Raw genomic sequence first — 21566 nt, 5'->3', positions numbered from 1 at the left:
CGGATGGTGCCTTAAAAAGGTGGAGACTAGATGGAGCGGCTGGCGGGCAGGATTATGCTGAGCAGTGGTTTTGGCCGGACATTCATTGCAATCGGCGCAGGCGCAGTCGGCGCTCTCGCCTTTCCGCCCTTTGGATTTTTCGCTTCCCTGTTCATTTCCTTTACGCTTCTAGTCTGGCTGGTCGACGGAGCGACGGGAAATCCCGATGGCGGTCTGTGGTCGCGTGGCTGGAAAACCTTCGTTATAGGCTGGCTGTTTGGTTTCGGTTACTTCGTGGCTGGTCTCTGGTGGCTGGGTAACGCCCTTCTTCTGGAAGCAGACGAATTCGCATGGGCCTTGCCGCTTGCCATTTTGGGTCTGCCAGCCTGCCTTGCTATATTCTATGGCTTTGCCGTCATGCTGGCGAACCTTTTGTGGTCGGACGGTTGGGGCCGGATTGCCGCTCTGTCGGCGAGTTTCGGGCTCATCGAATGGCTGCGAAGCTTCGTTTTGACTGGGTTTCCGTGGAATACTGTGGGCTTTGGCCTCATGCCGATACCGTTGATGATGCAGACATCGAATCTCATCGGCATATTTGGCATGTCGATGCTCGCAGTCCTCATTTTTTCCGCACCGGCTCTTCTGGGCACAAAAAAAGGAATGGTCCCCGGGCTCTGTATTGCGGCTCTGGCGATGGCATTTCATCTGGGATATGGCCTCTACAGGCTCAGTCAACCACTGGTCGCCGATGGCAGTGCGCTGACGGTCAGGATCGTCCAGCCGGGAATCGATCAATCGCGCAAGATGTTGAATGCCGATCGCGCGGAAATATTCAAGGAACATCTGCGGCTATCGGCACTCCCCCCGACGGAGGGTCAGAAGCGACCGGATGTCATCGTCTGGCCGGAAACCTCCGTTCCCTTCATTCTGACGCAAAACCCCGACGCGCTGGAGGAAATTTCCAAAACGCTGGAAGACGGTCAAATTCTTCTTACAGGCGCGGTGCGGATGGAGGATGCTGGCGCGGGCCATGCGCCGCGGTATTACAATTCGGTCTATGCGGTGGATAGTCAGGGACAGATCATCGGCGCGACGGACAAGGTTCATCTCGTGCCATTCGGTGAATACGTTCCGTTCGAAAACATTCTGCGCAGCTTCGGCGTCGATAATCTGATCAGTCTGCCAGGTGGTTTTTCGCCCGCCGCGACACGCGAGGCGATCACCCTGCCTTCGGGCAAAAAGCTATATTCGTTCATTTGTTACGAAATCATTTTTCCCGGTGAGGTGCCTGACGATATCACGACCTCGACAGCCATCGTCAACGTGACGAATGATGGCTGGTTCGGCAATACACCAGGCCCCTATCAGCATTTTCAGCAAGCGAGAGTCCGAGCCGTCGAAACCGGCATTCCGGTGATTCGTGCGGCAAATACCGGTATTTCCGCCATTATCGACCCTCTGGGGCGAATTGTCGCAGGTCTGGACTACGGTCAAAAGGGAATAATCGATTCTACCTTGAGTGGTCCGGCCACTGGCGCGCTCACCGCAGATATGCGACACATACACTTTTGGTTGCTCTTTGCATTATTACTCGTTTGTTCAATGATTGCGCGGACTGGTTTGATGAAACGGGAGAATTGACCAAAAACCCCTAAAATTGCATAGTGAACTTGTTAGGTTGCACAACGCACATGATATATTCCTTGCAGTGACAATCCCACGATTCAGGATTTGAACAGGCGTGTAGTCGATAACCCGAAGAAACTGAATGTCAGGACGACACAAATGACAGAGAACAAGAAGAAGCCGAACCCGATCGACATTCACGTCGGGAGCCGTATCCGTCTCCGCCGCACCATGCTGGGCATGAGCCAGGAGAAGCTGGGTGAGAGCCTTGGCATTACCTTCCAGCAAATTCAGAAATATGAAAAAGGGACGAACCGCGTCGGTGCGAGCCGCCTGCAGAACATCTCTGGTATCTTGAACGTTCCGGTATCGTTTTTCTTCGAGGACGCCCCTGGTGACCAGGGCGTTAGCGCGACCGGTATGGCAGAGGCGACGAGCTCCAACTACGTGGTGGATTTCCTGTCGTCTTCCGAAGGCCTGCAGCTCAACCGCGCGTTCGTCAAGATCAGCGACCCAAAAGTGCGTCGTCGCATCGTTGACCTCGTGAAGGCATTGGCTGCCGAAGGCGATACGGAATAAACCTCAAGAACCGCTTTGATTTAAGATAAACGGCCCTTCGGGGCCGTTTTTTATTGGGTAAGCATGAGTTAGGAATTCTCATATAAAGATATATTTATGTCGTTGTGTCCTTGTTTTTTTCGGACAAACTGACTAACAAACCGGAAGACACTTCTTTGAGGGGAATCCCGCATGCGCGCTAATTACCTGTTCACCAGCGAGTCTGTTGCTGAAGGTCACCCTGACAAGGTGTGTGACCGCATTTCCGATGAAATCGTCGATCTCATCTATCGTGAAGCCGCCAAGACCGGCGTTGACCCGTGGACTGTGCGCATTGCTTGCGAAACGCTCGCCACAACCAATCGCGTGATCATCGCTGGCGAAGTCCGCGTTCCCGACACGCTGTTGAAGAAGGACAAGGAAGGCAACGTTCTGAAGGACGCGAGCGGCCACCCGGTCATCAACCCGGCCAAGTTCAAGGCTGCGGCACGCAAGGCCATCCGTGACATCGGCTACGAGCAGGACGGTTTCCATTGGAAGACGGCCAAGATCGACGTGCTGTTGCACCCGCAGTCTGCCGACATCGCGCAGGGCGTGGACAATGCTTCCGACAAGCAGGGAGACGAAGGTGCTGGCGACCAGGGCATCATGTTCGGTTACGCCTGCAAGGAAACGCCGGACCTGATGCCGGCCCCGATCTATTACTCGCATCGCATTCTCCAGCTTCTGGCCACGGCCCGCAAGAGCGGCGAAGGCGAAGCTGCAAAGCTCGGCCCCGATGCCAAGAGCCAGGTGACCGTGCGCTACGTCGATGGCAAGGCTGCTGAGGCTGTTTCCATCGTCCTGTCCACGCAGCACCTCGATGCCAGCTGGGATTCGAAGAAGGTTCGCTCCGTCGTGGAGCCCTATATTCGCGAAGCGCTCGGCGAGTTGAAGATTGCAGACGATTGCCAGTGGTACATCAACCCGACGGGCAAGTTCGTGATCGGTGGTCCTGATGGTGACGCTGGCCTGACTGGCCGCAAGATCATCGTCGACACCTACGGCGGTGCAGCTCCGCACGGCGGTGGTGCATTCTCCGGCAAGGACACGACCAAGGTCGACCGCTCCGCAGCTTACGCTGCCCGCTACATCGCCAAGAACGTTGTGGCCGCAGGACTGGCAGAACGCTGCACGATCCAGCTGTCTTACGCCATCGGCGTGGCCCAGCCACTGTCGGTCTATGTCGATTTCCACCAGACCGGCAAGATGAGCGAAGACGAAGTCGAAGCCGCGATCCGCAAGGTCATCGACCTCTCGCCATCGGGCATCCGTCGTCACCTCGACCTCAACAAGCCGATCTATGCCAAGACGTCCTCCTATGGCCATTTCGGTCGCAAGGCCGGTCGTGACGGCTCCTTCTCCTGGGAGAAGCTGGATCTGGTCAAGCCGCTCAAGGACGCATTGAAAGCCGCATAAGGCTTGTCAATCGTTACCGATTGAGAGATACGGTCTGAAGGTTTTGAAACCCGCACAGCGCCATCAACAGGCACGGTGCGGGTTATCCATTTGCTGAGAGTGTTGACATGACGGAAGAGCGGCGTTCACGCGCAACGGAAGCGTTTTTTGGCCGGCGTAAAGGCAAGCCGCTGCGCAACCAGCAGGTCGATACGATCGAGAACCTTCTGCCTTTGCTGAAGGTGGACCTGGCGACGCAGCCACCGAAAAATCTTGCGGCCATGTTTCCGGCCGATGTGAAATCCATTCGCCTCGAAATCGGCTTTGGCGGTGGTGAGCATCTGGTTCACCGGGCTTCTGAAAATCCTGATACCGGTTTCATCGGCGTCGAGCCCTTCGTCAATTCCATGGCAAAGCTTCTGGGCAGCGTGAAAGAGCGCGAGCTGATGAACATCCGCCTTTATGATGATGACGCCACGCAATTGCTGGACTGGTTGCCGGACGCGTGCATCGACCATATCGACCTGCTCTACCCAGATCCCTGGCCGAAGAAGAAGCACTGGAAGCGCCGTTTCGTGTCTGATGTCAATCTGGCGCGGTTTCACCGGGTGTTGAAGCCCGGCGGCAAATTCTGCTTCGCCTCCGACATCGATACCTACATCAACTGGACGCTTCAGCATTGCGCCGCCCACGGTGGTTTCGAATGGACGGCGCAGATCTCTACCGACTGGACCACGCCATTCGCCAATTGGCCGGGCACTCGATACGAGAACAAGGCGAAGCGCGAGGGTCGCAGCTCCGCCTATCTCACCTTCATCCGGACCTGATTGTCAGACCTTCGCATCCACCTCAGATGCGACGGGAATGGATGGCTGCGCACCTTCGCGGGTGCAGGCCAGAGAACCGGCAACGGCGGCGCGTCGAAGCGCTGCCTCGAAATCTAGACCGGCATCGAGACTGGCGGCAAGATAGCCGCAGAATGTGTCACCTGCACCGACCGTATCGACCGGCTCGATCTTCAGGCCCTTGGCCTTGACGAGCTTACCGTTGCGAATGGCGATCACGCCTTCTGCACCCAACGTGACGATCAGCGTCTGGCCGGTCTCATTATGCAGGGCTGCGAGTTCCTTCTCGCGCTGGTCAGGGGAAAGGCCGTTTTTCCCGATCAGCAACTCGAATTCGGTCTCATTGGCAATGACGACATCTGCCAGTCGCGACAGGCGCTGCGCTTCAGATGTCAGCGGCGCGGTGTTGATCAGCGTCGTCACGCGCTTTGCCTTGGCGGCCTTCAACGCTGCTTCGATGGCTTCGGCCGGAATCTCGAACTGCAACATCAAAATGTCGCCCGCCGCCATTTCGGAGACGGCGCGTTCTGCATCGGCTTCCGAGACTTCGCCATTGGCGGCGGGAATGACCGAGATCATGTTTTCACCGCCCTCACCGATCAGGATAACGGCGGTGCCGGTGGGGACGGCGACGGTTTTGACCAGCGACAGGTCTGCTCTCGCATCGCGCAGCAGAGTCAGCGCAGGGGCGGCGAAAGCATCGTCACCAATGGCACCCGCCATTTTCACCTCTGCACCCGCGCGCCGTGCGGCCAGCGCTTGGTTGGCGCCCTTGCCACCGGCGGCGGTGGAGAAGGTCTTGCCGGTCACCGTCTCACCCGGCTTTGGAAGGCGGTCGGAAATGGCAACGAGGTCCATGTTGATGGAGCCGAAAACTGTGATCATGCGGGTCATTCCATAAGGGACGAAAAAGAAGGCGACTTTGCCGAGTGGATCACTCGTCGTCAACCACCCTCAGCTTGGCAGCACCGGCGCGCACATCCGCAATGCGCCGCAATTGCTCGGCCTCCAGATGGGCAATTTCCTTTTGCGATGGCGCGAAATCAAGGCTTTCGATTTTCACGCCACGCGCCAGCACTTTTTCCGACGAGGTCAGCATCATGTCCACATCCTTCTGAACCAACCCGAAATGTGCCTGCAATTTGCGGGTCCGCTCATCCAGACGCCGCACATCGTCCATCAGCATCGCGACTTCGCCCTGGATGAGATGCGCCTGTTCGCGCATGCGCTGGTCTTTCAGCACCGACTGGATGACCTGCACCGACAGCATCAGCAAGGATGGCGAGACAATCACCACGCGCGAGCGGTGGGCGCGCTGAACCAGATTTTCGAAATGCTGGTGGATATCGGCGAAGATCGATTCCGAGGGCACGAAGATGAAGGCCGTATCCTGTGTCTCACCGGAGATGAGATATTTGTCGGCGACATCGCGAATATGCACTTCCATATCGCGGCGAAACTGCTGGGTGGCGGCGCGTTTGCCGTCGGCCCCCTCTTCCGCCTTCAGGGCATTCCATGCTTCCAGCGGAAACTTGGCATCTATGACCAGCGGAGGCGCATTGTTCGGCATCTTGATGGTGCAATCGGGCCTGAAACCGTTGGAAAGTGTGGGCTGCAAACTGTAGGAGCCGGAGGGCAGGGCGTCGGCAATCAGCGCTTCCATGCGCGCCTGCCCGAACGCTCCGCGCGTCTGCTTATTATTGAGGATGGCCTGCAGGCCGATCACGTCTTTAGCCAGATCCTGAATATTGCCCTGCGCCGCATCGATGACCGCCAAGCGCTCCTGCAACTTGCTGAGGTTTTCATGCGTCGAGCGGGTCTGCTCCGTCAAGGTGGTACCAATGCGCTGCGACATGCCATCCAGCCGGTCGTTCAGAGTCTGGCTCATCTCGTTCTGGCGGGCGCTGAGGCTTTCCGTCATGGCGGCGATACGGCCATGCAGCTCCGACTGGGTTCTGAGAAGCTCGGTGATTTCATCACGCGACTGATCAACGACAGGCGGTCTGCGCCAGACGAAGGCGGCAGCCACCAGACAGCCTGCGACGATGATGCCGAGCAAAGCGCCGACCGATATGTGCAGGTCGCCGAGACTGAAAGCTGTCGTACCAAGAGCAGTGAGATCGATGTTCATGCGCAAATCTACCAGATTTCTCGTGATTCGTAAGATCAAACCAAGAACATTTCTGGGGCCTAATTGAGTCCTATGGATCGCTGAAACAGACCTTATTCCGGGCCTTTATTTTTTGTTTCCTCCAAAGATGAGATGCGTTATGGGAAGCCATGACCATCAAACCGCTTATTATTTTGCCTGATCCGTTGTTGCGCCAGCAATCCAAGCCTATCGAACAGGTGGATGCCGAGATCGTGCGTCTTGCCGATGATATGCTGGAAACCATGTATGATGCGCCGGGCATCGGCCTTGCCGCCATCCAGATCGGCGTGCCGCGCCGCATGCTGGTCATCGATATCTCGCGTGAAGATGAAGACCGCAAGCCGGTCGTTTTCATCAACCCGGAAATCCTCACAGTGTCGGACGATGTTTCGACCTATGAGGAGGGCTGTCTTTCCATCCCGGATTATTATGCCGAAGTGGAACGTCCCGCGGCACTGACGGTTGGCTATATCGACCGCGACGGAAAGCAGCAGACGGTGGAGGCCGATGGCCTTCTGGCCACCTGCCTGCAACATGAAATCGACCATCTGAACGGTGTTCTGTTCATCGACCACATTTCCCGCCTGAAACGGGATATGGTCATCAAGAAATTCACCAAGGCGGCCCGCGCAAAAATCTGATTTGACTGACTTGACGGTCGGCACATCAGGTCTTTGAGGGCAGGGGGCGAGCATGGCATTGCGCATTATTTTCATGGGAACACCGGAATTTTCCGTTCCCACCCTGCGCGCGCTGGTCGATGCGGGCCATCAGATCGCCGCCGTCTACACGCAGCCGCCACGGCCCGGCGGTCGTCGAGGGCTCGATCTCCAGAAATCACCCGTGCATCAGGCCGCTGAGCTGCTCGGCATTCCCGTTCTGACGCCGCTGAATTTCAAGGTGGAAGAAGACAGGGCGCAGTTCAAGACCTTCAATGCTGACGTGGCCGTCGTCGTTGCCTATGGTTTGCTGCTGCCAGAGGCCATTTTAAACGGCACAGAGCTTGGCTGCTACAACGGCCATGCATCGGTCTTGCCACGCTGGCGCGGTGCTGCACCCATTCAGCGCGCGATCATGGCTGGTGATACAGAAACCGGCATGATGGTGATGCAGATGGAAAAGGGGCTGGACACCGGTCCCGTCGCGTTGACGGCAAAGGTTACAATCGGTCCGAACATGACCGCTGGCGAATTGCATGACAGCCTGATGCTGGCGGGTGCTCGACTGATGCGCGAGGCGATGCTGAAGCTCGAAGATCGCGATCTGCCGCTGACACCGCAGGCGGAAGAGGGTGTTCTCTACGCCGCCAAGATCGACAAGGCCGAGACGCGCATCAATTTCTCCCGGTCCAGCCAGGATGTGCACAATCACATTCGCGGCCTCTCGCCTTTCCCCGGCGCATGGTTCGAAATGGAAATCGGCGGCAAGGCAGAGCGCGTGAAGGTGCTGGAGACGGAACTGGCAAGCGGCATGGGCGAGGCGGGCTCCGTTCTGGACGATGCCCTGACGATCGCCTGTGGCAGCGGTGCTGTGCGGCTGGTGCGTCTGCAAAAGGCGGGCGGAAAGCCGATGCTGGCGGCAGACTTCCTGCGCGGCACGCCAGTCGCTGTCGGCACGAGGCTCGGCTGATGCCACGCTTCCGCATGACCGTCGAATATGACGGTTCCCCTTATTTCGGCTGGCAACGGCAGACCAATGGTCCATCCGTGCAAGGCGCGCTGGAAGCAGCCGTGCTGTCGCTGACGACAGAGACGGTCAGCTTTCGTGGCGCAGGCCGCACCGACTCCGGCGTTCACGCCAAGGGGCAAGTCGTTCATGTCGATCTTTCCCGCGCCTGGGAGCCGTATAAGCTGCGCAACGCGCTGAACGCGCATCTGGCCATGGCGGGGGAGGCTGTCTCGGTTCTGGATGTCGAAGCTGTCACCGAGGACTTCGATGCCCGCTTTTCGGCGCTGCGCCGCCACTATCTCTACCGCATCATCTGCCGCAAATCGCGGCTGGCGCTGGAGCACAAGCGAGCTTGGTGGGTGTCGAAAGACCTCGATCATGAGACCATGCATGCTGCAGCCCAGATGCTGGTCGGCCGGCATGATTTCACCACCTTCCGCTCCGTTCATTGCCAGGCCAACAGTCCGGTCAGAACGCTCGACCGGCTGGACGTGACGCGCGACGGCGACCTGATCGAGATACGCGCGACGGCGCAGAGCTTTTTGCACAATCAGATCCGCTCCTTTGCCGGCACGCTGAAACTGGCCGGTGACGGCGGCATGACGGTCGATGATGTGAAGGCAGCGCTTGAGGCGCGCGACCGCAAGGCCTGCGGCCCGGTCGCACCACCGGATGGGCTCTATTTCATGCAGGTCGATTATCCCGACGTGATACCGCCACGCCTGCCCAGAACGGAGACGAACAATGACGGTGACGATCTATCATAACCCCGCCTGCGGCACCTCGCGCAACACGCTGGCCGTGATCCGCCAATCGGGCGAAGAGCCCGTTATCATCGAATATCTGAAGACACCGCCATCACGCGCCGAGATCGTCTCTCTTGCAGAAAAGATCGGCGTGCCGCTGCGCAGCCTTTTGCGGGAGAAAGGCACGCCCTATACGGAACTTGGCCTTTCGGACGAGAGCTTGAGCGACGATGCCTTGCTGGATGCCATCGAAACGCATCCGATCCTCCTGAACCGGCCAATCGTGGTGACGGACAAGGGCGCGCGCCTCTGCCGCCCGTCGGAACTGGTGCTGGACATTCTGGCCGATGGCAGCATCGGTAGCTTCACCAAGGAAGATGGCGAGGTTGTGCCTGAACGCTGATTTCTGCGGAAGCCAGGCGGCAGTAGGTGGTGGCGGGTGCGGCTCACCCCCTCTGTCCTGCCGGACATCTCCCCCTCAAGGGGGGAGACCGGCTCGTAGCAATCTCTCGCCCGTCTTTAACGTTACTGATGGAGTGGGGAGCGTGCGCCCAGCCAATCTCCCCACCTGAGGGGGAGATGTCCGGCAGGACAGAGGGGGGTAAGCCAAGCCCGCCGACGCCTATAATGAAAGCTTCAAACCCCAGTCGTCAGCTCGGATAGACACCCAGAAAGCGTTGCAGCACTTCCGACAGGATCATGCCGGGAATGAGCAGCGTCATGACGAGTGCGGCGACCAGAAGCGGTTGCTCCCGCACGAAGAATTTGACGATGCGCGAAAAGCTGAACACCAGCGCCAGCAGCAGCGAAAACCACAGAATTGCGATCAGTCCCTGCAAGGACGGCACGAGCAGCGCGATCAGGATCAGCGTGGCATAGGCATAGGAAAACGGCAGCGACAGCCAGTTGGCGACGACCACGAGGGCGGGAAACTTCTGCTTCGCACCGAACGCCACCAGCAAAAGCCCGATGAGGATCAGCGGCACCATCCAGCAGATGGCCTCGACCATGGCCAACCGCAGAAAGAAAATGGCGCCGGTGCCAACACCCTTCGGCAAGACGGAAAGATAGGCTTCATGCCACCAGTACCATGACAGCGCCATGGAGGGCAGGCACCACAAGGCCGCGTAGAAAGACCGGGCCATGCCGCGATCAGTCAAATCCAGCAAACGCCCACCGGCCGGATCGCCCAGAAACAGCAACCACAGGCCTCTGACGTAAAGGGTAACCTCGTTATACGACGGCATGGTATCCCCGGGTGCTCTCGCTGTAGTCAAAGGAGGTAGACAAGCCCATGAGGCTTTCCAGATAGGCGGTGACGAAAAATCCAGAGCCGACAACGATAGTGAGTAGGAAAAATATCTGCCAGGAGCGCGCGCCACTTGCGGTTTTCAGCACGATCCCAAGCCATGCAAAAAGGACAATCGCCGTTCCCAGCAGAAAAATCAGGGAGATAATCAAGCCCAGGTTGCCTTTATGATCGAGGCCGTGGGACAGATAAACCACAACGGTGGAAACATAAGATGCCGGTAAGAAAGCCCAGTTGGCAACAACAACCAAAGCACTTGGTGAAACATTCATTCTCAGCAAAGGGACGCAAAGAAAGATGGCGAGTGGTATGACAGCAGACGCGGCGACCTCGATCAAACCGGCCTTGACGAAAAAGTCCACACTGCCCCGGTCTGCATCCGGCATTTCGGAGAGAAATTCCCATCGGCTTAATATGAGATAAGCAAATGTTGCCGGGAGAGCCCAGATCAACGCTTGGAACGAGCTCAGCACGCCCCGAGCGGACGTATCAAATGCCAGCATGCCCTGGCGCTCGCCTTTTCCCAGCAGCCACAGGCCGCGGATGTGAAGAGCAACTTTCCTAAGCGCTGGCATGGTCAAACCAGCGTTCGATGAAGGTCTCGTAGATGCGGGTCAGGGTTTCGAGATCGGCGACGGCCACGCGCTCATCCACCATGTGCATGGTCTGGCCGACGAGGCCGAATTCCACCACGGGGCAATAGTCCTTGATGAAACGGGCATCCGACGTGCCGCCGGTGGTCGATAGCTTCGGCTCGTTGCCGGTGACCTCTGCCACCGCACCCGACAACGATGAGATGAGAGCATTGTTGCGCGTCAGGAAGACGTGGGATGGGCGGTCGGCCCAGATGATATCGTATGTGACCGGCGAACGATCCGGGCGCAGCACGCCACCGGCAGCGGCCTCATCCAGACGGCGGATGATCTCGGCGCGCAGCGTCTCAGCCGTCCACGTATCGTTGAAACGGATATTGAAGGCAGCCGTCGCCTTGGACGGAATGACGTTGGTGGCTGCATTGCCTGTGTCGATGGTCGTGACTTCGAGGTTGGATGGCTGGAAATTATCCGTGCCATGGTCGAAAGGCGGGTCCATGAGTGCGTGGGTCAGTTGCAGCAGACCACGAATGGGATTGTCGGCCAGATGCGGATAGGCGGCGTGGCCCTGAACGCCATGGACCACGATGTGGCCCGACAGTGAGCCGCGGCGGCCGATCTTGATCATGTCGCCCAGCTGATCCGGGTTGGTGGGTTCGCCCACCACGCAGGCATCCCAGATCTCGCCCTTGGCGGCGGCCCATCCCAGAAGCTTGGAGGTGCCGTTGATGGATGGTCCCTCTTCATCGCCGGTGATGAGAAAGGATACGGAGCCTTGGGGCTCTCCATGCTTTTCGATATGGCGGGCGATGGCCGCGACGAAGCAGGCAATGCCGCCCTTCATATCGACGGCACCGCGCCCGAACATTTGTCCATCCGCGATCTCTGCCGAAAATGGCGGATGGCTCCAGGCTGCCTCGTCACCCACAGGCACGACGTCGGTATGGCCCGCAAACATCAGATGCGGGCCTTGGTCACCAAGCCGGGCATAAAGATTTTCGACGTCAGGCGTTCCCTCTTCCGTCGCCGTGACACGCTGCACCGCAAAGCCGAGCGGGGAAAGCAGCGCGTCGAGCAGCGTCAGCGCTCCACCTTCTTTAGGTGTCACCGACGGGCAACGGATGAGGGCGGCAAGATTGGCGACGGGATCGGTGGCGTGCATGGGTCAGTCTACTTCTATCAGTCGCGCAGCAACTCGTTGATGCCGGTCTTGGAGCGGGTCTTCTCGTCCACGGTCTTGACGATGACGGCGCAATAGAGGCTGGGGCCCATCTCGCCATTCGGGAAGGGCTTGCCCGGCATGGTGCCAGCAACAACCACGGAATAGGGCGGCACTTCGCCATAGGTGATCGAGCCGGTGGCGCGGTCTACGATCTTGGTGGACTTGCCGATGAACACGCCCATGCCGAGAACGGCACCTTCGCGAATGATGCAGCCTTCCACGACTTCCGAGCGAGCGCCGATGAAGCAATTGTCTTCGATGATGGTCGGGCCAGCCTGAAGCGGCTCAAGCACGCCACCGATGCCGACGCCGCCGGACAGGTGGACGTTCTTGCCGATCTGTGCGCAGGAACCGACGGTTGCCCATGTATCGACCATGGTGCCTTCATCGACGTAAGCGCCGAGATTGACGAAGGACGGCATCAACACGACGTTCTTGGCCACATAGGCAGAGCGGCGCACGACGGCATTCGGCACAGCGCGGAAACCTGCAGCGCGGAACTGGTTTTCACCCCAGTTTTCGAATTTGGAAGGCACCTTGTCCCACCATGTGGATTCGCCCGGGCCGCCGGTGACGATCTCCATATCGTTGAGACGGAAGGACAGAAGCACGGCCTTTTTCAGCCACTGGTTCACTTTCCAGCTTCCATCGGCCTGCTTTTCAGCAACGCGTGCCTTGCCGCCATCGAGCAGGTTCAGCGAGGTTTCGACGGCATCGCGCACTTCGCCCTTGGTCGATATGGTAACGCTGTCGCGATTATCGAATGCGGTTTCGATGATTGTTTCAAGGGAGCCAAGATCCGAGATGCTCATGAGAATTCCTTAAACTTCGCTGACTATCGTCACATACAGGGAAACATCCGCGCGCTGGCCGGACATGGCCAATTGCTCTAAGCGAGTGTTTCAAGGGCGTCAATGTGATTTGGCGCGGCTATACGAAAGGCATGGACATGGCAAAACTGAAAAATGGCAAGTTGCGGCGCAAGGATGGCGTCTGGGACCCGTTGAAATCCAGCTCGGATGACAAGCAGCAGGCAGAAGGCCTGCCCAAAACCCCGCAATCGGCCTCGCCATCCTATCGTCTGGCCTATACCGACACCGATTTTCTGTGCCGCGAAGAATTGCGCCCCATTCGGCTGCAACTGGAACTGATGAAGCCGGAAATGATCCTGACCGAGCGCGGCATAAAATCCAGCGTCGTTCTGTTTGGCGGCGCGCGCATTCCTGAACCGGGCGGCGAAGCCTGGGCGGCGCGCAACGAGACGCAGAGAAAGAATCTCGAGGCCGCCTCCGTTTATTATGATGAGGCGCGCAAGTTCGCAAAACTCTGCGCCGGTGAATCCGAAAAGCATGACCACCGCGAATATGTGGTGATGACGGGCGGCGGCCCCGGTGTGATGGAAGCGGGCAATCGCGGTGCCTCGGAAGCCGGTGCGCCGTCAATCGGCCTCAACATTCTGCTGCCGCACGAGCAGGCACCCAACCGGCATGTGACGCCAGACCTCAGCTTCAACTTCCACTATTTCGCCATCCGCAAGATGCACTTTTTGATGCGTGCCAAGGCCGTCGTCGTGTTTCCCGGCGGCTTCGGCACCATGGATGAGCTGTTTGAAACGCTCACCCTGATCCAGACCAAGCGCATGGCACCCATTCCGCTCATTCTGTTCGGTGAGGCTTTCTGGCGCTCCATCATCGATTTCGAGGCGCTGGCTGATTTTGGTACGATTGCGCCTGACGATATGGAGCTACTGCATTTTGCCGAAACGGCTGAGGATGCTTGGAAGGTCGTTGCGGATTTTTATGAGCTTTGAGTGTGGCGTTACTTTGCCTCCGTCATCCCGCACCTGATGCGGGATCCAGCCGCCGCGCGTCTGCGCGACGACAAGACTCTTTCTCGATCAAGGACTTGATCGCGCTGGACCCCGGCTCAAGGCCGGGGTGACGGAAAAATCAAATCCGCGCAAACCTCTCCGTCAGCAGCGCGAAGAAACCATCCGCATCCACATCGCGCATGACGCGGGCATTCGGTTCGCGGCCAGTGACCTTCCACCAATCGACAACGGTCATGCCGATGGTGAGTTCGGAATTCACCTCGATTTCGACATTGCAATCGCGACCATCGAAGAGTTCCGGCTTGATGAGATAGGCAATCACGGTCGGGTCATGCAGCGGGCCGCCGTCGGAGCCGTATTTCTCCACGTCGAAGCGCTCGAAGAATTCCAGCATTTCGGCCATGGCAATCGCCGGGCGGGTGCCGATATCGCGGATGGCGGCAACGCGGGCCTTGGTGGTCAGCAGCTTGTGCGTCACATCCAGCGGCATCATGACCAGCGGAATGCCGGAGCGGAAGACGATGTCTGCGGCCTGCGGATCGACATAGATGTTGAATTCGGCAGCGGGCGTGATGTTGCCGCCCTCGAAGAAGCCGCCACCCATCAGCACCAGTTCCTTCACGCGCGGCGCAATATCGGGCGCCTTCTGCAAGGCGGTGGCGATGTTGGTGAGCGCACCCAGTGTGCAGAGCGTGATGGTGCCTTCCGGCTCACGGCGGATCGTCTCGATGATGAAGTCGATGGCGTTCTGCGATTGCGCTTCGAGAACCGGCTCCGGCAGGGTGGGGCCATCGAGGCCGGTGCTACCGTGAACGTGCTCGGCAGTAATCGGCGCGCGGACCAGCGGGCGCTCGCAGCCTTCATAGACAGGGATTTCCGTGCGGTTGCACAGTTCCAGCATGATGCGAATGTTGCGGCTGGTCAGCTTCAGCGGTACGTTGCCTGCAACGGCGCAAAGACCGAGGACTTCGATTTCCTCTGGGCTTGCCAATGCCAGCATGATGGCGGCTGCGTCGTCCTGCCCCGGATCCGTGTCGATAATGATTTTTCTGCGCTCGGCCATGATTGTCCTGTTCTTTCTATGACACGCCTTTTCAGGCCTGTTTCGCAGCCTTGTCAAGCACGCGGCAGTTCAGCCTTTTCGCGGCGTGGCGTTCTTGCGTTGCAAACAGCATGTTCCCATATGAGGGAGTGCCGCCGCAACCGGGGCACAGGATCGTCGCTTGGGTACAAGGACTGAAACAGATGAGTCGCATGACACCTTTCACGCACCCGCTGATGCTGGGTTTCGATGCCATGGAAAAAACGCTGGAGCGCATGGCAAAGGCGAATGATGGTTATCCGCCCTATAATATCGAACGCCTAGCCGCCGAGGGAAACAGCCCCGAGCGCCTGCGAATCACCATTGCGGTGGCGGGATTTTCCGAAGACGATCTGGAAGTGACGACAGCAGACAATCAGCTCGTCATCCGTGGACGCCAGCAGGAACAGGATGCGCGGGATTATCTCTATCGCGGCATTGCTGCGCGCCAATTCCAGCGGGTTTTCGTTCTGGCGGACGGGATGCAGGTCAATGATGCGCGCCTGCGCAACGGGCTGCTCTCCATCGATCTGACGCGACCGGAAATCTCCAACGTGGTGAAGAAAATTAACATTTCCGTCTCACAGTAGGATTCTGCACGCCATCGATTCTCACGTCGCGGCGTCTTAGAATGTGGAGGCTGAAATATGCTCTTGAAAGAAGCGCATGCGCGTTTGACCAAGTCCCAGCTGGCTCATATCGGAGCAGGCGAAGTCGGATATATCCGCAAAATTCGTGCCGAAGACGTCAACCGTTGTTTCCCGGAAGCACCCAATATCGATCCCGGCCTTGATCTGTGGGCCCTGTTCGGTGCGGATGGCACGCCGATCCTGTTGACCGACAATCGTTCCAGCACCTTCTTCAAGGCAGCGGAGGACGAGCTTCGCACCATCAGCGTGCACTGATCGCAACCAGAGTTTTCCCAGACCGCCTCAGCCAGGTTTTTGAACGGCTGCTTACATGACGTCCTCCGGCGGCCTTCCGGGGCGAGCGCGATAACGCGGGAAGGTCCAGCCGAAGATCAAGGCACCGCTTCTGATCGCAAAAGCCGTGAGAACCCCGGCTGCTGAGGCGATGAGCAGAGGAAGTCCAATGGCATGGGCGGCCGTAAAGACACAGGCACCCGCAAGCGCGCAACTGACATAGACCTCTGGTCTCAGCAGGACCGAGGGTTCGCCCGCCAGAATATCACGCAGCACACCTCCAAAGGTTGCGGTTAATGTGCCGGTCACGATGGCGACAGTGGGCGATCCGCTTGCGGCAAGCCCTTTGGCCGCGCCCATGACGCAATAGGCGGAAAGCCCGATAGCATCCAGCCAGATCAGCAGCCGATAGCGCGATTCCATCAGGTGGGCTGTCAGATAGACCAGCGCGGCTATGCCGACGCACACCAAAATGTAGGTGGGATTGACGACCCAGAAGACGGGCGTGCGTCCCAGCACCAGATCCCGAAGGGTGCCGCCGCCTATTCCCGTGACGGCCGCAAAAAACAGAAAGCCGATGAGATCGAGTTGCTTGCGCGAGGCCGCCAGCGCACCCGTGGCGGCAAAGACGGCGACGCCCGCATAATCGAGAAAAGCCAGAAGGGTCATAGGCAGGCGCTTTCCTTGAGTGGTTTCGCAAGCGGTCAGTGTCACGCAAGGGCCGGTCTTTACGATCCTGTGCCGGATCAAAGATGACATGCTCGATGCCTGGCATCCATAGCCGAAACAGACGTAAAGGAAAATGCCGTGAAACGCCTTCTCATCGTAATGCTTCAAGCCTTGGCTTTCCTGGCAATGCCCGTCGTTGCTTTTGCCCAGCAACAGCTTGTGAGCGATCCTGAAATCTACGAGAAGGATCATTTTCGCGCCGAGTGCAAAGTTGCCGAATTCGGCCCGAATTTTCTCACGCGGCTCGACATCAACAATGACGGGCTGGTGGATGCCGTCACCAATCGTGGTGAGCTGACCTGCGATGGCGAGAAGGCACGGGCCTGCAACGATGATGGCTGCCCCTATAATTTCTATGTACAGGTCAAGGAAGGCGGTTATCTGATGATCGCCACCGCCACGATCTACAGCTATGATTTCGTCCAGCGCTTTGGAAACATGGTTTTCGTGCTCAAAATGCACCCGCGCTATTGTGACAGAACCGATAGCGAGCCTTGCGAAATGACGGTGCGTGTCCGCGGCACGACATTCGTAACAATATCCAAGAAATAGGCTCAGACAGGTTTGGGTCCCGTTTTACGATTATAGCGATGCCGCAAGGAGCGCGGCATCATCGTGCTGGCCAATGCGATTAGGAAAACGGACAGGCTGACGGTCGCCAATGCGATCTCGGGCCAGGTGATTGCGAGGACCGCGCCACAAAGTGCGCCGCTGATCATGCCGATCCATGGCACGAGCTGTATCGTCCAATCCAGATTTCGATCGCCCAGAACAAATCGCCCGATGCCGCGGCCAAAGCGGGATAAAGCACCCGTGACATAGGTCAGCCCGATGGGCAGCCCCTCCACGTTTTCAACGGCGGCATTGATCATGCCCATCGCAAAGACCACGAGATAGAACGGCGCGGTCTTTCCGCCCTGTCCTTGCAGGACAGCGCTAAGCAGCAGAAAGAGGCCGACCGCACACAGTACGGCAACAACGCGTCTTTCGGAGAGGTTGGCCACGATGATCCCTCCCGCATTTCCGCTCACGAAAACAAGGATGGCCAGAAGAAGCCGGGTTGCATGGGAAAGATCGCCAGCCCGTAGCGACAATGCGGCGCGCGTCGTATTTCCCGTCATGAAAGATACGAAGTCGCCCGACATGGACAGTCCGATGGCATCCGTCATTCCGGCAACGAAAGAAATTGCCGCCACCAGCGCGACACCTGCGCCCTTTCGCCGTAGCGTGATCAATCTTCGGCGTCTTTGTCGGGTCATGGGGCTTCTCGTTGATCTGTCTCGAACTGGACAAGTTTAGGCGTGAGCACCGGCGAATTTCAACTGCCGTTTGGGGACTTCGCAAGTCCTGTGGTGATTCCGGTGACGGGATGATATCACGCCAGCAATGCAACAGGACGAACAGCCTATGACCGAGACCCCCAGGGTTCAGGAAAGGTCGCTACACGAACGCATCACTGCGGATATCGAGGGGCGGATCATGTCCGGCGCGTGGCCGCCCGGTCATCGAATTCCCTTCGAGCATGAACTGACCGTTGAGTACGAATGCTCCCGCATGACGGTCAACAAGGCGCTGAGTGAGCTGGTGAAAAAGGGTCTGATCGAGCGCCGCCGCCGCTCTGGAAGTTTCGTCACCCAGCCGCATGCGCAATCTGCCGTGTTGGAAATCCACGACATCCAGCGCGAGGTTCAGGCCCTGGGTCTGATATATGGATATCGGCTGGACCGTCGGGAACTGCGCAAATCGACGGCAGAAGACCGCAAGACTCTGGATGTGAAGGCAGGCGCTCCGGTACTGGCGCTGACCTGTCGCCATTTTACCGGCGATGCACCGTTTTGCCTTGAGGACCGTGTTATCAACGTTGCTGCCGTGCCGAGTGCACGGGAGGCGGATTTTTCAGAGGTCGGCCCCGGGCACTGGCTCCTTCAGATGGTTCCCTGGAGCGCCGCCGAACATCGCATCCGTGCGGTGTCGGCCGACCGGCGCGTGGCTGAAGCCCTTGCGATACCCAGTGGTACAGCCTGTCTGGTTATCGAGCGGCGAACCTGGAATGGGCCGAACTACATAACCCATGTCACCGTGACCTACCCCGGCGATCGCCACGAACTTATGGCGCAATTCCTGCCTTCCTGAGGACGGCCAGCTGCGCTGTTTGCACTCTTTTCGGAAAAGAAGAGTTTACATCACAGGTTTTGACGATGTATTAGTTGTCAAATTTACTCAACTTTGTTAGCGGACCTCACAGAGGCGCTGCACCTTGCAAGATTGAGATGCAGATCTGGCTGTGAACATCAGTGCGCGTTACGAAATCCGGGAATAAAATCATGATTGCACCTGAAAAACTGAGTCTTCTGCCCAGCAATGTGACATCAGGCAAACGACGCATATCCGGGGCAGTCATAGTTTCGCTTGTGGCATGCCTCTACGCTGGTGCCGGGATTGCGCAGACCGAACCTGCAGCTCCTCCCGCAGGAGCAGCACCTTCGTCCCAAGCGCCTGCTCCAGCGACGGCTGCACCACCGGTCCAGCCGCAAGCACCTGCAGCAACGGCTCCAGCACCTGCGGTTCCGGACACGTCTTCTCCGCAACAGGCGGCCCCAGCTCCCTCAGCAGCACCGGAGGCTTCTCCTCCGCAGCAGACGCCATCGGCGACCGATACCACGCCCGTCCAGCCGAGCCTGGCGGACACGCCCGCTCAGCCTTCTGTCAGCGCCGAACAGCGCACCGACATCCCGCATAATCTTTCTCCCTGGGGCATGTTCATGGCTGCCGACTGGGTGGTCAAGGGCGTCATGATTGGTTTGGCTTTTGCCTCGCTCATGACATGGACGGTCTGGGTTGCGAAATCCATCGAGTTGACAGGCGCGCGTCTGCGGGCAAGGTCGGCGCTCAAGATCGTTCGCAATGCGAAGACGCTCTCGGAAGCCACGACCGCTATCGAAAACAGGGGTGGTCCCGGGGCTCTCATGCTGCGCATGGCCACGCATGAAATGCAATTGTCCGACGCAGTGGTGGAACATACCGATGGCGGCGGCATCAAGGAACGTGTCTCTTCGGTTCTGTCGCGTATCGAAACCCACGCCGGTCGCCGTATGTCGCGCGGCACTGGTGTTCTGGCGACGATCGGCTCCGTTTCACCCTTTGTCGGCCTCTTCGGCACGGTCTGGGGGATCATGAACTCCTTCATCAGCATCTCGGAATCTCAGACGACAAATCTGGCCGTCGTCGCGCCCGGTATCGCTGAAGCGCTTCTGGCTACGGCGATTGGTCTGGTCGCGGCCATTCCAGCCGTCGTCATCTACAATGTGTTTGCGCGTTCCATCACCGGCTACCGACATTTGCTGGCCGATGTCGCAGCCGGTGTCGAACGTCTCGTCAGCCGTGACCTCGACTTTCGCCGCATCCCGCCGGGCAATACCGCAAAGCCCAATGTTTCGCTCGTAGGACGCTGATCATGGCTGGTGGCATTAGAGAAAGTGGTGGAGACGAACTCTCCGAAAACCACGAAATCAACGTGACGCCTTTCATCGACGTCATGCTGGTTTTGCTGATCATCTTCATGGTGGCGGCACCTTTGGCGACCGTGGATGTGAATGTCGATCTGCCCGCGTCGTCTGCAAAGCCGGCCGAGCGTCCGGACGAGCCGCTCTATCTGACCGTCAAGGACGATCTCTCTCTGAATCTCGGCAATGACGCGGTATCAAAAGAGGCGCTTGCCGCCAGTCTCGATGCACGCACCGGCGGCAACAAGGATACCCGAATTTTTCTTCGTGCGGACAAGGCCGTCGATTACGGGCACTTCATGGATGTCATGAACACGCTACGGGATGGCGGTTATCTCAAGATTGCGCTTGTCGGTCTTGAAGGTGCCGCTGCTGCGAGCCCGCCTGCGCAGGGCACATCTTCTACCCCGGCTCCGGTGGGGGCGACCCCATGAGCGAAAGCGACCTTCTTCGTTCCGGATGGTCCAGGCTGGGCGAAGTCGCCCTTTGGGCGGTTGCAGGTGTACTGATGCTTTCCGTACACGCGGGTGGCGCTTATTATCTCATGCAGGAGCAGCCGGAACCGGACAATGATGGCGGTCCGCCTGCCGCGATCATGATTGAGCTTGCCGCTCTTCCAGAGGCTGTGGAGACCGAACAGACGGTGGAGGCCAATGACGTAGAGGACGTGCAGGAAGTCGAGAGCGTCCAGCCTGATAGAGTAGAAGAGGTTCCGCCGCCGGAAACGCCGCCGCCTCCGCCTGAACCTGTGGCGGAAGAAACACCGCCAGAGCCGCAGCCCGAGCCTCTGCCAGAGGTTGCCGAACCGGTGCCCGAGGAAACGCCTGAGCCGGTTGAAGAAATCGATCCCATTCAAGAACAGCAGATGGCTGCGCTTGAAAACGTCGAAGTACCTCTGCCTGTCTTGCGGCCTCCTCCTCCGCCCACCGAGAAAAAGGTGGAAAAGAAGGATGTGCCCGACAAGAAAAAGGTCGAGCGCAAGCAGGTGGCATCTCCACCTCCATCCGCTGCCAAGGAAGCCGCAAAAGTGGAGGCGACGCAGTCGAACCGCACCGCTGCTTCCCGCAACAGTTCGGGCTTCTTTTCCTCAACCATGACACCTGCCAAGTGGGAGGCGCGTGTACGGTCGCGGATCATGGGCAAGAAGCCCAGTTCTCTGTCGGGAAAAGGTGTAAGCGCTGTCGTCAGCTTCATGGTCAGCGAATCCGGGTCTCTGACCTCGATAAAACTGGTTCGCTCAACAGGTGACTCCACGCTCGACCAGCAGGTCATCGGGTGGATTCAACGTGCATCGCCTGTAGCAGAACCGCCACCAAATGCCCGCCGGGACGTGACGGTGCCAATCAGCATTCGATAGGATTTGG

At 58.5% G+C, this 21566-nt stretch carries 25 protein-coding genes; 16 read left to right on the top strand and 9 right to left on the bottom strand.

The genetic code is table 11. The features are described from left to right. Window positions 1–30 precede the first annotated feature (30 nt). The 4 genes from lnt to trmB all read left to right on the top strand — a co-directional run bounded on the left by lnt (window position 31) and on the right by trmB (window position 4427). Window positions 31–1620, top strand: coding sequence for an apolipoprotein N-acyltransferase (lnt, locus tag ASF29_RS15620; RefSeq protein WP_062451574.1), 1590 nt, complete (start codon window positions 31–33; stop codon window positions 1618–1620). Window positions 1621–1764: 144 nt separating this feature from the next. Then, window positions 1765–2184 carry a helix-turn-helix domain-containing protein gene (locus ASF29_RS15615; RefSeq protein WP_062451573.1) on the top strand — a complete coding sequence of 140 codons (420 nt, stop codon included), beginning with the start codon at window positions 1765–1767 and terminating at the stop codon, window positions 2182–2184. A gap of 171 nt (window positions 2185–2355) precedes the next feature. Further along, a complete protein-coding gene (metK, locus tag ASF29_RS15610) occupies window positions 2356–3621 on the top strand; it encodes a methionine adenosyltransferase (protein WP_062451572.1) in 1266 nt (421 codons plus the stop codon). A 107-nt stretch (window positions 3622–3728) separates the two neighbouring features. Next, window positions 3729–4427, top strand: a complete 699-nt coding sequence (gene trmB / locus ASF29_RS15605; RefSeq protein WP_062451571.1) for a tRNA (guanosine(46)-N7)-methyltransferase TrmB — start codon at window positions 3729–3731, stop codon at window positions 4425–4427. Between the two features lie 3 nt (window positions 4428–4430). On the opposite strand, the gene ASF29_RS15600 is transcribed toward trmB, so the two are convergent. Both ASF29_RS15600 and ASF29_RS15595 read right to left on the bottom strand, forming a co-directional pair. Beyond that, on the bottom strand, window positions 4431–5330 hold the full coding sequence (locus ASF29_RS15600) for a ribokinase (RefSeq protein ID WP_062451695.1): 900 nt from the start codon (window positions 5328–5330) through the stop codon (window positions 4431–4433). 49 nt (window positions 5331–5379) lie between these two features. Next, window positions 5380–6576 (bottom strand): DNA recombination protein RmuC, encoded by a 1197-nt coding sequence (locus ASF29_RS15595; RefSeq protein WP_062451570.1) that lies wholly within the window; start codon window positions 6574–6576, stop codon window positions 5380–5382. 149 nt (window positions 6577–6725) lie between these two features. On the opposite strand from ASF29_RS15595, the gene def reads away from it, so the two are divergent. From def to arsC, 4 genes are read left to right on the top strand one after another with little or no spacing between them, the layout of a single operon-like run. Then, window positions 6726–7238 (top strand): peptide deformylase, encoded by a 513-nt coding sequence (gene def / locus ASF29_RS15590; RefSeq protein WP_062451569.1) that lies wholly within the window; start codon window positions 6726–6728, stop codon window positions 7236–7238. Window positions 7239–7290: 52 nt separating this feature from the next. After that, window positions 7291–8226, top strand: a complete 936-nt coding sequence (gene fmt, locus ASF29_RS15585; protein WP_062451568.1) for a methionyl-tRNA formyltransferase — start codon at window positions 7291–7293, stop codon at window positions 8224–8226. Then, complete coding sequence (gene truA, locus ASF29_RS15580) at window positions 8226–9032, top strand: tRNA pseudouridine(38-40) synthase TruA (RefSeq protein WP_062451567.1); 807 nt, start codon at window positions 8226–8228, stop codon at window positions 9030–9032. The genes fmt and truA overlap by 1 nt, the downstream gene beginning before the upstream one ends. Continuing rightward, window positions 9010–9414, top strand: a complete 405-nt coding sequence (gene arsC / locus ASF29_RS15575) for an arsenate reductase (glutaredoxin) (protein WP_062451566.1) — start codon at window positions 9010–9012, stop codon at window positions 9412–9414. Before truA ends, arsC begins: the two co-directional genes overlap by 23 nt. A gap of 247 nt (window positions 9415–9661) precedes the next feature. Here arsC and ASF29_RS15570 read toward each other — a convergent pair whose 3' ends face one another. Genes ASF29_RS15570 through dapD form a run of 4 tightly spaced genes read right to left on the bottom strand, consistent with a single transcriptional unit; the run spans window position 9662 to window position 12947 of the window. Then, a complete protein-coding gene (locus ASF29_RS15570; protein ID WP_062451565.1) occupies window positions 9662–10258 on the bottom strand; it encodes a hypothetical protein in 597 nt (198 codons plus the stop codon). Then, window positions 10245–10895, bottom strand: coding sequence for a hypothetical protein (locus tag ASF29_RS15565; RefSeq protein ID WP_062451564.1), 651 nt, complete (start codon window positions 10893–10895; stop codon window positions 10245–10247). Before ASF29_RS15565 ends, ASF29_RS15570 begins: the two co-directional genes overlap by 14 nt. Next, window positions 10882–12075 (bottom strand): succinyl-diaminopimelate desuccinylase, encoded by a 1194-nt coding sequence (gene dapE / locus ASF29_RS15560; protein ID WP_062451563.1) that lies wholly within the window; start codon window positions 12073–12075, stop codon window positions 10882–10884. Before dapE ends, ASF29_RS15565 begins: the two co-directional genes overlap by 14 nt. Before the next feature lie 17 nt (window positions 12076–12092). Continuing rightward, complete coding sequence (gene dapD / locus ASF29_RS15555) at window positions 12093–12947, bottom strand: 2,3,4,5-tetrahydropyridine-2,6-dicarboxylate N-succinyltransferase (RefSeq protein ID WP_062451562.1); 855 nt, start codon at window positions 12945–12947, stop codon at window positions 12093–12095. Between the two features lie 137 nt (window positions 12948–13084). On the opposite strand from dapD, the gene ASF29_RS15550 reads away from it, so the two are divergent. After that, entirely contained in the window at window positions 13085–13945 is an 861-nt protein-coding gene (locus ASF29_RS15550) for an LOG family protein (protein ID WP_062451694.1), read from the top strand. A gap of 139 nt (window positions 13946–14084) precedes the next feature. Here ASF29_RS15550 and ASF29_RS15545 read toward each other — a convergent pair whose 3' ends face one another. Further along, the gene (locus ASF29_RS15545; protein ID WP_062451561.1) at window positions 14085–15029 is read right to left on the bottom strand and encodes a nucleoside hydrolase; all 945 of its coding nucleotides are present in this window, start codon (window positions 15027–15029) and stop codon (window positions 14085–14087) included. A gap of 182 nt (window positions 15030–15211) precedes the next feature. Here ASF29_RS15545 and ASF29_RS15540 point away from each other — a divergent pair, with 182 nt between their 5' ends. Together ASF29_RS15540 and ASF29_RS15535 are read left to right on the top strand one after the other, a co-directional pair. After that, entirely contained in the window at window positions 15212–15637 is a 426-nt protein-coding gene (locus tag ASF29_RS15540) for an Hsp20 family protein (protein WP_062451560.1), read from the top strand. A 57-nt stretch (window positions 15638–15694) separates the two neighbouring features. Next, on the top strand, window positions 15695–15952 hold the full coding sequence (locus tag ASF29_RS15535) for a DUF1150 family protein (protein WP_062451559.1): 258 nt from the start codon (window positions 15695–15697) through the stop codon (window positions 15950–15952). 51 nt (window positions 15953–16003) lie between these two features. Here the strand turns inward: ASF29_RS15535 and ASF29_RS15530 are convergent, their stop codons facing one another. Further along, on the bottom strand, window positions 16004–16639 hold the full coding sequence (locus ASF29_RS15530) for a trimeric intracellular cation channel family protein (RefSeq protein ID WP_062451558.1): 636 nt from the start codon (window positions 16637–16639) through the stop codon (window positions 16004–16006). A 138-nt stretch (window positions 16640–16777) separates the two neighbouring features. On the opposite strand from ASF29_RS15530, the gene ASF29_RS15525 reads away from it, so the two are divergent. Continuing rightward, window positions 16778–17251 (top strand): hypothetical protein, encoded by a 474-nt coding sequence (locus tag ASF29_RS15525; protein ID WP_062451557.1) that lies wholly within the window; start codon window positions 16778–16780, stop codon window positions 17249–17251. Between the two features lie 2 nt (window positions 17252–17253). Here ASF29_RS15525 and ASF29_RS15520 read toward each other — a convergent pair whose 3' ends face one another. After that, on the bottom strand, window positions 17254–17958 hold the full coding sequence (locus ASF29_RS15520; protein ID WP_062451556.1) for a YoaK family protein: 705 nt from the start codon (window positions 17956–17958) through the stop codon (window positions 17254–17256). Between the two features lie 148 nt (window positions 17959–18106). On the opposite strand from ASF29_RS15520, the gene hutC reads away from it, so the two are divergent. The 4 genes from hutC (at window position 18107) to ASF29_RS15500 (ending at window position 21559) form a co-directional block, all read left to right on the top strand. Beyond that, window positions 18107–18832, top strand: coding sequence for a histidine utilization repressor (gene hutC / locus ASF29_RS15515; protein WP_062451693.1), 726 nt, complete (start codon window positions 18107–18109; stop codon window positions 18830–18832). Between the two features lie 191 nt (window positions 18833–19023). Beyond that, on the top strand, window positions 19024–20151 hold the full coding sequence (gene exbB / locus ASF29_RS15510; protein ID WP_062451555.1) for a tonB-system energizer ExbB: 1128 nt from the start codon (window positions 19024–19026) through the stop codon (window positions 20149–20151). Window positions 20152–20153: 2 nt separating this feature from the next. Next, entirely contained in the window at window positions 20154–20636 is a 483-nt protein-coding gene (gene exbD / locus ASF29_RS15505; RefSeq protein WP_062451554.1) for a TonB system transport protein ExbD, read from the top strand. Beyond that, window positions 20633–21559 carry a TonB family protein gene (locus ASF29_RS15500; RefSeq protein WP_062451553.1) on the top strand — a complete coding sequence of 309 codons (927 nt, stop codon included), beginning with the start codon at window positions 20633–20635 and terminating at the stop codon, window positions 21557–21559. Before exbD ends, ASF29_RS15500 begins: the two co-directional genes overlap by 4 nt. Window positions 21560–21566 lie beyond the last annotated feature (7 nt).

Source organism: Rhizobium sp. Leaf262 (assembly GCF_001422245.1).
GTDB lineage: Bacteria > Pseudomonadota > Alphaproteobacteria > Rhizobiales > Rhizobiaceae > Agrobacterium.
Note: the sequence above shows the minus strand (reverse complement) of the source record. Positions and strands in the feature narration are given on the sequence as shown.